Annotated in this window: 13 protein-coding genes and 1 riboswitch; of the genes, 11 read left to right on the top strand and 2 right to left on the bottom strand. The window is 34.4% G+C overall.

Going from position 1 to position 14,125, the window contains the following annotated elements; genetic code table 11:
* Nucleotides 1-14 precede the first annotated feature (14 nt).
* From murD to ftsZ, 4 genes are all read left to right on the top strand, one after another.
* Nucleotides 15-1,373 carry a UDP-N-acetylmuramoyl-L-alanine--D-glutamate ligase gene (gene murD / locus HMPREF9333_RS04125; RefSeq protein ID WP_005540008.1) on the top strand — a complete coding sequence of 453 codons (1,359 nt, stop codon included), beginning with the start codon at nt 15-17 and terminating at the stop codon, nt 1,371-1,373.
* Nucleotides 1,374-1,445: 72 nt separating this feature from the next.
* Nucleotides 1,446-2,591, top strand: a complete 1,146-nt coding sequence (locus HMPREF9333_RS04130; protein WP_005540009.1) for an FtsW/RodA/SpoVE family cell cycle protein — start codon at nt 1,446-1,448, stop codon at nt 2,589-2,591.
* A gap of 18 nt (nt 2,592-2,609) precedes the next feature.
* On the top strand, nt 2,610-3,356 hold the full coding sequence (locus HMPREF9333_RS04135; RefSeq protein WP_005540010.1) for a cell division protein FtsQ/DivIB: 747 nt from the start codon (nt 2,610-2,612) through the stop codon (nt 3,354-3,356).
* Between the two features lie 111 nt (nt 3,357-3,467).
* Nucleotides 3,468-4,667: a cell division protein FtsZ gene (ftsZ, locus tag HMPREF9333_RS04140; protein WP_040882169.1), complete on the top strand. Its 1,200-nt coding sequence runs from the start codon at nt 3,468-3,470 to the stop codon at nt 4,665-4,667.
* Nucleotides 4,668-4,989: 322 nt separating this feature from the next.
* Here ftsZ and HMPREF9333_RS04150 read toward each other — a convergent pair whose 3' ends face one another.
* Entirely contained in the window at nt 4,990-5,496 is a 507-nt protein-coding gene (locus HMPREF9333_RS04150; protein ID WP_005540012.1) for a COG2426 family protein, read from the bottom strand.
* Nucleotides 5,497-5,765: 269 nt separating this feature from the next.
* On the opposite strand from HMPREF9333_RS04150, the gene HMPREF9333_RS04155 reads away from it, so the two are divergent.
* The 3 genes from HMPREF9333_RS04155 to HMPREF9333_RS04165 all read left to right on the top strand — a co-directional run bounded on the left by HMPREF9333_RS04155 (nt 5,766) and on the right by HMPREF9333_RS04165 (nt 9,377).
* Nucleotides 5,766-7,436, top strand: a complete 1,671-nt coding sequence (locus tag HMPREF9333_RS04155) for a C40 family peptidase (RefSeq protein ID WP_005540013.1) — start codon at nt 5,766-5,768, stop codon at nt 7,434-7,436.
* 75 nt (nt 7,437-7,511) lie between these two features.
* The gene (locus HMPREF9333_RS04160) at nt 7,512-8,846 is read left to right on the top strand and encodes a citrate synthase (RefSeq protein WP_005540014.1); all 1,335 of its coding nucleotides are present in this window, start codon (nt 7,512-7,514) and stop codon (nt 8,844-8,846) included.
* Between the two features lie 189 nt (nt 8,847-9,035).
* On the top strand, nt 9,036-9,377 hold the full coding sequence (locus tag HMPREF9333_RS04165; RefSeq protein ID WP_005540016.1) for a LysM peptidoglycan-binding domain-containing protein: 342 nt from the start codon (nt 9,036-9,038) through the stop codon (nt 9,375-9,377).
* A 156-nt stretch (nt 9,378-9,533) separates the two neighbouring features.
* Here HMPREF9333_RS04165 and HMPREF9333_RS04170 read toward each other — a convergent pair whose 3' ends face one another.
* Nucleotides 9,534-10,595 carry a tyrosine-type recombinase/integrase gene (locus HMPREF9333_RS04170; RefSeq protein ID WP_005540018.1) on the bottom strand — a complete coding sequence of 354 codons (1,062 nt, stop codon included), beginning with the start codon at nt 10,593-10,595 and terminating at the stop codon, nt 9,534-9,536.
* A gap of 231 nt (nt 10,596-10,826) precedes the next feature.
* Nucleotides 10,827-11,049, top strand: a riboswitch (cobalamin riboswitch).
* A gap of 237 nt (nt 11,050-11,286) precedes the next feature.
* Here HMPREF9333_RS04170 and cbiQ point away from each other — a divergent pair.
* From cbiQ to HMPREF9333_RS04190, 4 genes are all read left to right on the top strand, one after another.
* Entirely contained in the window at nt 11,287-12,099 is an 813-nt protein-coding gene (cbiQ, locus tag HMPREF9333_RS04175) for a cobalt ECF transporter T component CbiQ (RefSeq protein ID WP_005540020.1), read from the top strand.
* On the top strand, nt 12,096-12,926 hold the full coding sequence (locus HMPREF9333_RS04180) for an energy-coupling factor ABC transporter ATP-binding protein (protein ID WP_005540022.1): 831 nt from the start codon (nt 12,096-12,098) through the stop codon (nt 12,924-12,926). Before cbiQ ends, HMPREF9333_RS04180 begins: the two co-directional genes overlap by 4 nt.
* Before the next feature lie 75 nt (nt 12,927-13,001).
* The gene (locus HMPREF9333_RS04185) at nt 13,002-13,754 is read left to right on the top strand and encodes an energy-coupling factor ABC transporter permease (protein WP_005540024.1); all 753 of its coding nucleotides are present in this window, start codon (nt 13,002-13,004) and stop codon (nt 13,752-13,754) included.
* A 28-nt stretch (nt 13,755-13,782) separates the two neighbouring features.
* Nucleotides 13,783-14,085 carry an energy-coupling factor ABC transporter substrate-binding protein gene (locus HMPREF9333_RS04190; protein WP_005540025.1) on the top strand — a complete coding sequence of 101 codons (303 nt, stop codon included), beginning with the start codon at nt 13,783-13,785 and terminating at the stop codon, nt 14,083-14,085.
* The last annotated feature ends 40 nt before the right edge of the window (nt 14,086-14,125 follow it).

The raw sequence follows: 14,125 nt of genomic DNA on the forward strand, positions 1-14,125 counted from the left end.
GGAGGTAGGCATTTATGGCTGATAAAGTTTTAGTGGCAGGAGCCGGAAAAAGCGGAATAGCTGCTGCAAAGCTTCTTACAGGACTTGGCGGAGAGGTTATATTATACGATAAAAATGAAACACTTAAAAAACATGTTGTTGCAGACAATTTTACTGATGAAGAACTTGAAAAGATATTTTTTAAATTCGGAACGCTGAAAAAAACCGATGTAGCGGATATAAAGCTCTGCATAATAAGTCCGGGGATAAGTCTTGAAGAGGATTTTGTTTATATGCTTGATAAAAGCAATATACAGATCTGGAGTGAAATTCAGCTTGGATATAAGGCTGCAAAAGGCAAACTTATAGCGATTACCGGAACAAATGGAAAAACAACAACTACCGCACTTACAGGTGAGATAATGCATGCGGTGTACGAAGAAACCTTTGTAGCCGGTAATATAGGATTTCCCTATACACTTACTGCGGCTGATACTACCGATAATTCGGTTACTGTACTTGAAGTTTCAAGTTTTCAGCTTGAAACAATAATAGATTTTAAACCTCATATATCTGCGATATTAAATATAACTCCGGATCACCTTAACAGGCACCATACTATGGAAAATTACATCATGATTAAGGAGGAAATAGCAAAAAATCAAACCGAGGAAGATTTTTGTGTATTGAATTATGATGATGAGATTTTGCGTGAATTTGGAAAAAGCGATCGCCTTAAAGCAAAAGCAGTATTTTTTTCATCAAAAGAAATACTTGATGAAGGAGTTTATATTAAAAACGGTACAATATTTGTAAAAGATGAAAAGGGAGAGACTGAGATTATTAAAACATCTGAACTTAATATACTTGGTACACATAACCATGAAAATGTTATGGCTGCAATTGCAATTGCCAGATGTATGAAAATCCCGAATGATATTATAAAAAGAGTGTGTTCACAGTTTCAGGCGGTTGAGCATCGTATAGAATTTGTTACTGAAAAACATGGCATAAAATATTTTAACGATTCAAAAGGAACCAATCCTGAAGCATCAATACAGGCGGTAAAGGCTATGCCCGGACCGGTAATACTTATAGCAGGGGGATATGACAAAGGTGCTTCCTATGATGAACTTGCAAAACTTTTTAAAGGAAAAGTCAGATACCTTGTCCTTATGGGACAGACAAAAGATGATATCGCCGAATGTGCAAGAAAGTATGAATTTAATGATATAATGTATGTGGAAAATATGCATGAGGCTGTAAAGGTATGTGCATCATATGCAGGTCCAGGTGATTATGTACTGTTATCACCTGCATGTGCCAGCTGGGGTATGTTTAAGGATTATGAAGAAAGAGGCAGAGAATTTAAAAAAGAAGTTCTCGCTCTGTAATTGAATCTTTATATTAAAATTTTAACAAATGTGGCTAATTAATTATAATGCTTTATGGAAGGAGTCATGATTATGTCTGATGCCAAAAAGAAAAAGGTGAAGTATTTTTATGATTACAGCCTTGTATTTGCAGTAATTTTCCTTACTATGTTCGGAATAGTCATGATTTATTCCGCAAGCTCCTATGCTGCACAGGTAAGGTTGCAAAAAGCTCCTTATTATTACATGCTCAGACAGGGAATAATCGCAGTACTGGGGCTTATACTTATGATTATAGTTTCGTTTATTGACTACCATAAGATCATAAAATCAGCAGGAATTATACTGACTATCGCCTATATATTAAATATACTCGTATTCTTTATAGGCAAGGAATTTAACGGGCAGAAAAGATGGATAGGTATAGGCAAACAATTTACAATACAGCCTTCTGAATTTGCAAAACTTGCACTTATTATATTTCTTGCTTATTTCATCACGGATATGGGCAAAGAAATGAACAATTTCATCGGTTTTATTAAAATAGGACTTTTTACAGGACCGCTTATATTAATGATAGCGGTAACGAATCTAAGTGCAGGCGTTATAATGTGCGGTATAGTATATGGCATGACATTTATAACAACTTCGCTGTATATGCTGCATGTAGCTGTATTTATTGCTTTTGGACTAATGTTAAAAATAATACCTATTATAGTAACAAAATTTGCATCATCGTCATTGCTTAATAATTACCGGCTTAAACGAATACTTGTATGGGTAAATCCGCAGAAATATTCGCTTGAAGGCGGCTTCCAGGTGCTTCAGGGGATCTATGCAATAGGTTCGGGAGGAATTATGGGAAAAGGTCTTGGTGAGAGTATGCAGAAACTCGGTTATATACCTGAGGCACAAAATGATATGATATTTACTATAATATGTGAAGAACTTGGACTGTTTGGAGCAGTGTGTACTGTAATGCTTTTTATATTTCTTATGTACAGGTTTATGGTTATAGCAACTTCAGCCCCCGACTTATACGGTTCACTTATAGTTGCAGGTGTAATGACCCATATAGCGGTGCAGCTTTTATTAAATATAGCGGTTGTAACCGGAGTGCTTCCGAATACAGGAATTACTCTGCCGTTTATAAGTTACGGGGGTACTTCAGTGCTGTTTTTAATGCTTGAAATGGGTATTGTACTTAGTGTTTCAAGAAGTATAAAACTTGATTATTAACCATGAGGTGTTTTATTTATGAATTTATATATGTCCGTAATTAAGAGTAAATGGTTCTGGATTATAAGTATACCTTTACTGCTTATTGTTATTTTGCTTAATATAAGGATAAAAACGGTAGTTGTAAGTGGAAATGCATGGTATACCGGTGAAGAAATTGAAAATTTTATATTCAAGGATGATATGTCAAGAAATACAGCAGTATGTCTTATGAATATTATAAATAAAAAAAAGGTTGAAATTCCTTTTGTGCAGGATTATTCAGTTACAATAACAGGCCCTTTTAAAGCTGAGATTATAGTGTATGAAAAAAGTATAGTTGCTTATGTGTTATATATGAATTCACGTATGTATTTTGATAAAGACGGAGTCGTTGTTGAAAGCTCTGATAAGGTGCTTGAAGAAGTGCCTCTTGTAACCGGGCTTAAATTTGGAAGTGTCAGTTTATATAAAGCTCTTCCGGTTGAGGATAAGAAGGTATTTACGGAAATTTTAAATCTTACACAGGTACTTTCCGTATACGGAGTCCATGCCGATAAAATCAAAATTAATTCTTCAGATGAAACATCTCTTACCCTGGGAGAAATTGAGGTGGTGCTTGGAAATTCAGAAAATATTGACGGAAAAGTAGCTGAATTAAAAGATATGCTTCCTAAGATAACAGGCCTTGAGGGAACTCTGTATCTTGACACCTATAGTGTAACCAGAGATAAAACTACAGCATATACTTTTAAGAAAAAGAATACCACAAATGCTGTAAATTAAATTTTATGCAAAGTTTTATAAGAAACCTGTTGAAATTTTTATCAAAAACATTTATCATATAAGTTGGCTATCGCTAGATATCCCAAGAATATTTTACGGGAGGAAATTGATTTGTTAGAAATAAAGATAAATGACACGGAAAACGCTGCCAAAATAATTGTTGTAGGGGTAGGCGGTGCCGGAAATAATGCGGTAAACCGCATGATAGAAGGAAGCATTGAGGGTGTTGAATTTATCGGTGTAAATACTGATAAACAGGCACTTCAGCTCTGTAAGGCACCCACACTTATGCAGATTGGTGAAAAGCTTACTAAAGGACTTGGTGCAGGAGCCAAACCTGATGTAGGACAGAAAGCCGCTGAAGAAAATACTGAAGATCTTGCGAATGTATTCAAAGGTGCGGATATGGTTTTTGTAACCTGCGGTATGGGCGGAGGAACCGGTACCGGTGCTGCACCTGTAATAGCGAGGATTGCAAAGGATTTAGGAATACTTACACTTGGAGTAGTTACAAAGCCTTTCAGCTTTGAGGGAAAACAAAGAATGGCTAATGCTCTTCAAGGAATAGAAAAACTAAGAGAGGTGGTTGATACTCTTATTATCATCCCTAATGATAAGCTTCTTGAAATTGTTGACAGACGTGTTACCATGCCTGAAGCTTTAAAGAAAGCTGATGAAGTACTGCAGCAGGCAGTTCAGGGTATTACTGACCTTATTAATGTTCCTGCACTTATAAATCTTGATTTCGCAGATGTGCAGACCGCTATGAGCGGCAAGGGAATTGCACATATAGGAATCGGTTATGCAAAGGGAGATGACAAGGCTCTTGATGCAGTTAAGCAGGCAATACAATCGCCGCTTCTTGAAACAACGATTGAAGGTGCAAGCCATGTTATCTTTAATATTTCCGGTGATATCAGCCTTATTGAGGCAAATGAAGCAGCAAGTTATGTACAGGAGCTTGCCGGAGAGGATGCAAACATTATGTTCGGCGCTATGTATGATGACAGTGTACCGGATGAAACAAGCATCACTGTAATTGCTACCGGACTTGAAAACAAGTCTGCCGCTTCTTCAAATAATCTTGTTAAGGGAATTAATGCAAGACGAGGAGCATCTGCACAGTCCGCTTCAACTTTACAAAGTATTGACAGTCAGCCGACTGCACCATCATTTATAAGAGGCGGTTCTGATAATGCGAATACAGTTTCTGACGAACAGAGTCAGAATGATGTTTCAAGACCGGCATTTAAGCCTAGGACAAATAAAGAAGTGCAGATTGTTATACCTGATTTTTTAAAGAACAGATAGAAGACAAAACTATGGACTGGATTAAATCAAAGAGATAATGGAGAATAATATCAGAGTATTATAAAAAAGCTTGATTTTATAATTATCCATTGTCTTTTTGGTGTATAAAAAAATAATGACTAAATGAAGCATCTGTTTAATAAAAAGGTATTCCCCCTTTGTTTTATACATAAGGGGGTTTTTAGCTTTAACTTCATCTGTTTCTATAGTGAAAAACTGCAAGTGATTTATATTATTATGTGATTTTGAGTATATACATTTAGAACTGTCTTTTGATGTATAAAAATAAGGAAACGATGATTTAATCATCGTTTCCTTTAGATTATATAAATCTGCCAAGTATAACAAATGAAATTATCATCATTATTATGCTTGCCATAAATATACCCAGAGATATTGCAAGAAATGACTGTCTTTTATCCATTTCAAGCATACTGGCAATAAGTGCCCCCGTCCATGCACCTGTTCCGGGCAGAGGTATACCTACAAAAAGTACAAGACCCCAGAAGCCGTACTTTTCAATCTGTGATTTATTTTTATCTGCTTTTTTATGCAGCCATGAAGCGAATGAATTTAAAAATTTAATTTTACTTTTAAGCATCCAGTTTATTATAGATTTTATTAAAAGCAGTATGAAAGGTATAGGAATAAAATTGCCTATAACACATATTATATAGCTTTCAAACGGATTTACCCCAAGACCTGCCGCAGCAAGCAGTCCGCCCCTGAGTTCAAGTATCGGAAACATTGATATTAAAAATATTGTAATATGTTTCGATAGAAATTTCCCGAAAAATCCGGTTAATTTTTGGACTAGTTTTTCTGTCATTATTTCTCCTTTCAATATCCCTGCACTTACTGCCGAATTTACAAAATGACCAGGATAGATTTTAACAGAAAAGTCTTATATATACAAGCTGTGTAGGTATAGTATTTGATTTTTTGTAAAATAAGTTGTAAAATAAGGCAAAGTATATTTTACTATGCTTTAAAAGGAGTTATTTTTTATATTTTACATAGAGATTTTGAGCTGTTTTTAGGTATATTTTATAGAGATATTCCTGAAATGCTTTTAGATATATTTTGGGAGACATTTAAATGAAGAAAAAGAAAAAATTTAAATTTTTTTTAAAGCCGCCTAAATTTACAAAAGGCTTTGGAATTAATTTTGACCTTATAAACCCCGTTTTACTTATAAAAAAAATACCACGTCCTTCAGATATAGCGGCAATGCCTAAATGGAAGAGACATATATTTATACAAAAATGTTCCATAACGGCAGGGGCGATTTTGATACTTATATTTTTTACAGTGATAGGTGTAAGAGCGTTTACATCAGGAGGCATATTCAGCACTGCCACTATGTCAAATGCAAGAAAGAGCAGCAGCTCTGATGCGATGTCGGAAGAAGAAAAACGCAGACTTGATGAAGAAGCAAAGGCTACGGCAGAGATAGAGGGCGTTATAGACAGTTATAATCAGATAGCGATAGCAAAAGTCGACGGATATTTAAATATAAGAGAAAAGCCTGATAAGTTTGCAGATGTTATAGGCAAGCTTTATGATGGCGGTGCATGTGATATATTAAATACTGATAATAATGAGTGGTACCTTGTAAAATCCGGAAATATAGAAGGTTATGTACATAAGACTTTTCTTGTAACAGGCGATGATGCGAAGCAGCTTGCAAGAAGTGAAGTAAGGGATATGGCAGTAATTAATGCAGATAAGCTAAATATAAGAGCAATGCCTGCTATTGATGCGGAAATAGTGTCAAATGCATATATGGGTGAGAGATATGAAATAATATCAAATGAAAATGGATGGATTCAAGTTCCTGAGGGCTATATGTCGGCTGAATATGCCGAGATTAAAAAAACGCTTGCTGAGGCAAGAAAGCTTGATCTTAGAAGTATGGTGCTTGATTTATATGATAATCTTGGTATGTCTGATGTACAGGGTTATCTGAATGTGAGAGAAGAACCCAGTGAAAACGGTAAAATTATAGGAAAGATGACAAGCAAAGCCGGGGGAGAAATACTTGAAAGTCTTGACGGCTGGTATAAGATACGTTCAGGTAAAATAACGGGCTATGTAAAATCCGACTATATACGTACTGGACAGGCTGCAAAAGATGAGGCGATAGCTGAGGCACAGCTTATGGCAATTGTAAATACTGATGTACTGAATGTACGTGCTGAGCCTAATACAGATGCCAAGATATGGACACAGATAAGTAACAGTGAAAAATATATAGTTGTTTCACAGCAGGACGGTTGGGTTGAAATAGAGCTTGAAAATGACAATAATGCCTTTGTATCAACTGACTTTGTTGATGTAAGATATGCACTTAATGAAGCAATTAAGTTTTCGCCTGTGGAGGAAGCGGCTATAGCAGCACAGTCAAGGAGGGCACAGATTGTAAATTATGCACTTCAATTTCTTGGAAATCGCTATGTATGGGGGGGAACAAGCCTTACAAACGGCTGTGATTGTTCAGGCTTTACTATGAAGATATTAGGTAATTACGGAGTATCACTGCCTCACTATTCGGGTTCGCAGGCACAGATGGGAAAAAAGATCTCGTCTGATCAGATGCGTCCCGGAGATTTGATCTTTTATTCAAACAGCAGAGGTACTATAAATCATGTTGCCATGTATATAGGAAATGGACAGATAGTACATGCGGCAAGCCGCAGAAGCGGTATTAAGATCTCACAATGGAATTACAGAAAACCTACTGTTATAAGAGATATGCTTGGTGATTAAGTAGATTGGTATATTAGAGAACCATACTATAAAGCAGCTGCTTATTGCTGTAAATATTAATAAAGGGGAATTTTTATGATGGAGAATTTTTTAGCTCAAACTTTTGGCAAAAGTCAGGTTTATACCGACATTAAAAATAAGCTGTTCAAGGAATATGATGTCAAAAAGGGATTAAGAAATGAGGATGGTACAGGTGTAAGAGTAGGTCTTACAAAAGTATCTGATGTTGTGGGATATGAGGTGGTAGATGGCGTAAAAAATAATGTACCGGGAAGTCTGTATTACAGGGGATATAATATAAATGATATAGTCAATGAACATCCTGAGGGGACAACCGGATATGAGGAAGTTATGTTTATACTGCTTTTCGGATACCTTCCTTCAAAAAAGGAATTTGAGAAATTCTTAAAAATCATAAGAGACATGTATACACTGCCTGATGATTTTCTTGAGGCAAGTCTTTTAAGGATGCCGGGAAACAACCTGATGAATGTAATGCAAAGAGCTGTACTGAATTTATATACTTATGATGATGAACCTGACAATGTTGAGGTTTTTCCGACCCTTGTAAAAGGGCTTTCAATTGCTTCAAAGCTTCCTGCAATAATGTGTTATGCTTATCACAGTAAAATGCATTACTATAATAGAGAAAGTTTATTTATACATTATTCAAATCCGGAATATTCAATTGCTGAGAATATCCTGTATATGCTTAGAGCCGACAAATTATTTACATCTAAAGAGGCTGCTCTTTTAGATACCCTGCTTCTTTTACATGCTGATCATGGCGGAGGAAATAACTCTACTTTTACAAATGTTGTGGTCTCTTCAACAGGAACTGATATTTACTCATCAATTACCGCATCTATAGGCTCTCTAAAGGGACCAAAGCATGGAGGAGCCAATATAAGCGTTACAAATATGATGAGATGTATACTTGACGAAACGGGTTACACTGATGATGAAACTGTAATATGTGATATAATAAATAGAATACTTGATAAGGATTTTTATGATCAGAGCGGGCTTATATACGGATTCGGTCATGCCGTTTACACTATAAGCGATCCGAGGGCAGAACTTCTAAAAAAATTCTGTAGGGAAGTTGCACAGGAAAAAGACAGGCTAAGAGAATATGAGTTTTATTTACTTTTTGAAGAGCTTGTTAAGAAGGTTGTACTTGAGCGAAAAGGGACTACAATTGCAAATAATGTTGATTATTACAGTGGTTTCGCTTATGAGATGCTGAATATACCGAAGGAATTATTTACACCTTTATTTGTATGTGCCAGATGTGTGGGCTGGCTGGCACATAATATAGAAAATAAGCTTTATGACGGCAGAATTATGCGTCCTGCAACTAAATATGTAGGGCAGTTTAATGAGTATATAAAAATTAAGGAGCGATAACTCTTTAATTAAACTGTTTTGACTGAACTTTTTAAATTAAGTTTTTAAATTTAACCTGTAAATTCTTTATAAATATGAATTAGCTCCAATAAATATTTAAATTCAAAATATTTTAACCAAACCAGTTGACAAACATTTGTTCGTATAGTATTATGTATGAACAAATGTTTGTATTGTTTGGAGGTTAAAATGAAAACTTACAAAAATAAATATTACCCAAATAAATATCATAAAAATAAACGTTATAAAAATACCTTAACCGCCTTTGTTCTGATGCTTGCTTTAGCCATGATGACAATATACTTTTTTATACAGACTGATACAAGGAGCAGAGCGGAGGACTCAAAAAATGTATACTATACTTATGTAAAAATAGAGTATGGTGATACGCTTGATACAATTTATGAAAAATATAATACTGATAAAGAAATAACAAAAACTGAATATAAAAAGACTATAATGAAAATAAACGGCATGTATTCCGAAAATATATATCCGGGCTTATTTTTAACAATAGCGGTATATTATTAGTATCAGTTATTAATACTTTCATACTATTAGTAATACATAGAGCTGCCTGGCTGTTATTTTATTATTAAATCTTAATATTATTAAATTTATAAGTTTATTATTTATAGTATTGTCAGCACGGCAGCCTTTGTGTTTACGGGATTATCAGTTTATCAGTCAGGATATGTTATCTTCTCTAAGCTTCACTGCATTTCTGGCTTTCTTTCTCCTGTCATCCTCAAGTGCGGCGTAGTGTTTTTTAGTAGTATTTACATCACTGTGCCCTAAAACATCAGCAACAAGATATATATCTCCGGTTTCTCTATATAGGTTGGTACCGTAAGTGCTTCTAAGCTTATGAGGAGTTATTTTTTTTAAAGGAGCAACTGCCTTTGCATATTTTTTTACCAGCTTTTCAACACTTCGTACACTTATTCTCTTCATCTGAAGTGAAATAAATAAAGCCTCTTCATGGCCTTTGGCAGTTTCCATATGTTTTCTTTCTGCAAGATAAGATAAAAGCAAACTTTCAAGTTCATCTGAAAAATATACAGTAACTTCTTTACCGCCTTTTCTGTGTACACGTATACCATCATTTTTTAAATCTATGTCATTTAAGTTAAGACCTACACATTCGGAGACCCTTATGCCGGTTCCAAGCATCAGTCCTACTATAGCAAGATCTCTTTTTTTAGTCTTTTCATGATACTGTTTTTGTTTTTTAGACAGTGAATCCCCATTTTCAATCTCATCTATCATAAGTGCAACTTCATCTATATCAAGTCTTATAATATCTTTTTCTACAAGCTTAGGAAGCAAAACCTTAGATAAGGTATTTTCATTTATTTTACCTGAATTATAAAAATATTTAAAAAAGCTTTTAAGAGATGAAATTTTTCTTTTTATTGAATTTTCCTTATTTATTATATTTCTCTCTTCCTCACGATATTTAAGATATTCCATATATTCTTCAAAATCGTCGTTAGTGAGTTTTTCAAGCTCATCCAGTGTGATTTGGCTTATATCTGAAAATTTTTTTTGAATTTCAGGATTGGTATTCAACAAAAATGTAAAAAAAACCTTAAGATCATAAGCATAGGCTATACGGGTCCTTGACTGCGTTCTATGTTCTATTCCTCTGAAAAAAGCCTTACAATAAGGTGGCAGCAGACTGCTGAGCTGACGCAGCTTAAGTATATTATATTTATCAACCTGTTCATTATAAGGAAGATTCTCCATATCTTATTTCATACCTTTCTTAAATTTTATTGCTATATTATTTATTATAACAGCTGTATTATAACAGCTTTAATATATATTTGCCATATATTATGATTTATAACAATTGCCAATAATTACATATACTACTACAACAATTCAATCATGCTTCTTGCTTTTAGATAAGCATTGTGGTAGTATCTATAAAGCAGGTGGATTTTATGTAAATCAGAACAGTACTTTAAACAGGCAGGTAAAAAAGCCCGACATGGTATTATATTACGATTTACATAGGAAGCTGGGTGAAAATCCCACACAGGGACGCTACTGTGATAACAAATTAAGATTAAACAAAGAACCACTGGTTTTTAGCCGGGAAGGTGTAATCTTTTATATATCTGTCATATGTATATAGTCATATACAACAGCTATATTGTAGTTTAAGTCAGGATACATCCATACTTGCATGAATATAAGTTCTACGCTCCCAGGAACTTGACTGCATATATAAATTTTAAAAATTTGTATTTTATATATTTATATACTATAAAGCTGTTTTTATTTTAAATTTAACAGCTTTATTTGTCTTACACTGTCATATTCCGGGTAGCTTTTAAAGACTTTTCGGGAGGGCATTTGCCTGTCCTGTTTTATCCTGAGATATGGCAGTTATTTTTATGCATTTGAAGACTGAAGAAATGGGAGGAATATTATGGCACATAAGCATGGCGGCAGCTTTTCAATGGATATGTATGCTTTTAATTCCAAGCTCAAATACCTTAATCCGGATTATAAACTTATATGCTCTGTATATATGCTGATAATTACAATATCATTGAACGATATATATGTTTGTATATATGTACTGCTTAGTATGTTTTTTATAAATATTTTTCTTGGAGGACTTGATGTTTTTGAATATATATCTGTTCTTAGTATGCCGCTTGGCTTTCTAGTATTTGCAGGGGTTGCTTTAGCGTTTGGAATATCATTTGAGCCGGTAGGAGAGTTTTATATAAAGGCAGGCTTTTTCTATATATATAGCTCAAAATTTCAGATTGCAGCAGCATTTAAAATTGCTGTCAGGGCATTGTCATGTATAAGTATAATGCAGGCACTTATACTTTCAACCATGTCATATGAGGTTATTTCAGCATTAAAAAACATGCGTATTCCAAAACTTATAATAGAGATTATGAATCTTATATACAGGTTTATATTTATATTGCTTGATGTACATGAAAACATGAAAAATGCAGCACTTTCAAGGCTTGGATATCACAATATAAAGTCTTCTTTTATAACTTTCGGAAGTACGGCAGGCAATATGTTTATAACTTCACTGAAAAAAGCTGATGATTATTACACTGCTATGGAAGCACGAAGTTTTAACGGAGATTTGAACTTCCTGCAGGAAGAAAAAAAAATCAGGTTGCATCATATAGTCGCTGCATTTGTATATATACTGTCAGTATTTGCCGTATGGGCAGTACATGTCAAGTATCTGAAAGGAGTCAAGTTATGAGCGAAGTCGTATTAAAGGCAGAAAACCTGCATTATAGCTATTCTAAAGGACATAAAGTTTTAAAAGGTATAACGCTTGAAATTCATGAGGGTGAAAAATTGATTATTCTTGGTGCTAACGGTTCAGGAAAATCAACATTTTTTCTTAATATAAACGGGGTTTTAAAAGCGGACGAAGGTAAGATTTATTATAAAAACAAGCTTATAAATAAATCAAATCTTAAAGAGCTTAAGCGCCATGTCGGTATAGTGTTTCAGGATGCAGACAATCAGATAATCGCTTCAACTGTAAGAGCGGAGGTAGGTTTTGGTCCTATAAATCTTGGATTTAACAGACAGGAGGTTATAAAAAGGGTAAATGACTCCTTAAACTACATGGGTATATCACATCTTATAGACCGACCTCCTCATTACCTAAGCGGAGGTGAAAAGAAAAAAGTCAGTATAGCTGATATTATCGCTATGGAACCTGAGATAATAATATTTGATGAGCCTACAGCATTTCTTGATCCTCAAAATAAATATATATTTGAGGAACATCTAAAAAAAATGTCCTTTGAAAACAGAACTCTTGTGATATCAACACATGACCTCGAATTTGCTTTTAGATGGGCAGATCGCATAGTTGTATTTTATGATGGCATGATAATAGCAGATGCGGATCCTATTTCAGTTTTTACCGATAAAGAAGTGCTTGATAAAGCTAATTTAAAGAAACCTATACTTTTGGAGATTTGTGAAATACTTAAAACAAAGCTTATTTTAGATACAAAAACAAAGCCTGCAAGGAATATTGATGAGTTTAAACATCTATTTGATTTAATATAATTTTATTTAAGATAACAAGGCTGTAAAATACATTTACAATACAGCTGTTATATATTAATTATAAAAGGAGGAAGTATGAAAATTCAGGAAAAAATTTTCATAGCTTTGGCAGTGTTATACTCATTTGTTTTTACACTGCCTTTTAATGCACATGCCATGCATATAATGGAGGGTTATCTTCCGGTAGGATATGCAGTTGCATGGGGGATTATTTCTATCCCGTTTCTGGTGGCAGGTTACTTTTCAATTAAAAAAACAATAGAGAAGGACCGGCATTCAATAACACTTGTAGCGATGTCCGGAGCATTTGTTTTTGTATTATCTTCGCTTAAAATACCTTCAGTTACAGGCTCCTGTTCACATATGACCGGAACAGGGCTTGCCGCAATACTTTTCGGTCCCAGTGCCGTAAGTATACTCGGCATTATAGTGCTTATATTTCAGGCACTGCTACTTGCACATGGAGGTTTTACCACTTTAGGTGCAAATACATTTTCGATGGCTATTGCAGGACCAGTTATCTCATTTATAGTTTACAAATTATGTAGAAAACTTAATGTTGGTAAAAATATTTCAGTGTTTATGGCTGCGTTTTTAGGTGATTTGCTTACATATGTAGTAACAAGCTTTCAGCTTGCACTTGCATATCCTATGCCTGATGGCGGAGTTATCGCATCAGCAGGCAGATTTTTACTTGTATTTGCCCCAACACAGCTTCCGCTTGCAGTTATAGAGGGATTTCTTACAGTAATTATAATTATAGCTCTCGAAACTTATGCCGAAGCTGAACTTAAGGAAATAGGCTTTATAAAAAGAGGAGGTAATTAATGTCAAAAATAAAAAAATTATTATATCATTGCTTATACTTACAGTGCTTTTAGCATTAGTTCCTTTATTTATCTTTAAAAATGCTGAATTTGGAGGCTCCGATGATGCCGGAAGTGAGATTGTAGCAGAAATTAAGGGCGGAGAATATGAACCGTGGTTTACACCGCCTATAGAAAGCTTGCTTGGCAAAGAGCTCCCGGGAGAAGTTGAAAGTTTGCTTTTTTGTGTACAGACAGGTATAGGAGTAGGAATTATAGCTTATTATATGGGAAGGTTTGTAGAAAGAAAAAAACAGGAGGAAATACATAAGTCAAAAAGTACATCAGCCTAAAATATATAAAATGTTGTGGTTATATTTATGCAGATATGTT

This window comes from Johnsonella ignava ATCC 51276, assembly GCF_000235445.1.
In the GTDB taxonomy this organism is placed as follows: Bacteria; Bacillota; Clostridia; order Lachnospirales; family Lachnospiraceae; genus Johnsonella; species Johnsonella ignava.

Coding starts and splice junctions, on each gene's coding strand:
- cbiQ (WP_005540020.1), top strand. CDS start 11,287: ATGGCACATAAGCATGGCGGCAGCTTTTCAATGGATATGTATGCTTTT.
- HMPREF9333_RS04135 (WP_005540010.1), top strand. CDS start 2,610: ATGAATTTATATATGTCCGTAATTAAGAGTAAATGGTTCTGGATTATA.
- HMPREF9333_RS04185 (WP_005540024.1), top strand. CDS start 13,002: ATGAAAATTCAGGAAAAAATTTTCATAGCTTTGGCAGTGTTATACTCA.
- HMPREF9333_RS04165 (WP_005540016.1), top strand. CDS start 9,036: ATGAAAACTTACAAAAATAAATATTACCCAAATAAATATCATAAAAAT.
- HMPREF9333_RS04180 (WP_005540022.1), top strand. CDS start 12,096: ATGAGCGAAGTCGTATTAAAGGCAGAAAACCTGCATTATAGCTATTCT.
- HMPREF9333_RS04130 (WP_005540009.1), top strand. CDS start 1,446: ATGTCTGATGCCAAAAAGAAAAAGGTGAAGTATTTTTATGATTACAGC.
- HMPREF9333_RS04155 (WP_005540013.1), top strand. CDS start 5,766: ATGAAGAAAAAGAAAAAATTTAAATTTTTTTTAAAGCCGCCTAAATTT.
- HMPREF9333_RS04170 (WP_005540018.1), bottom strand. CDS start 10,595: ATGGAGAATCTTCCTTATAATGAACAGGTTGATAAATATAATATACTT.
- murD (WP_005540008.1), top strand. CDS start 15: ATGGCTGATAAAGTTTTAGTGGCAGGAGCCGGAAAAAGCGGAATAGCT.
- HMPREF9333_RS04150 (WP_005540012.1), bottom strand. CDS start 5,496: ATGACAGAAAAACTAGTCCAAAAATTAACCGGATTTTTCGGGAAATTT.
- HMPREF9333_RS04160 (WP_005540014.1), top strand. CDS start 7,512: ATGATGGAGAATTTTTTAGCTCAAACTTTTGGCAAAAGTCAGGTTTAT.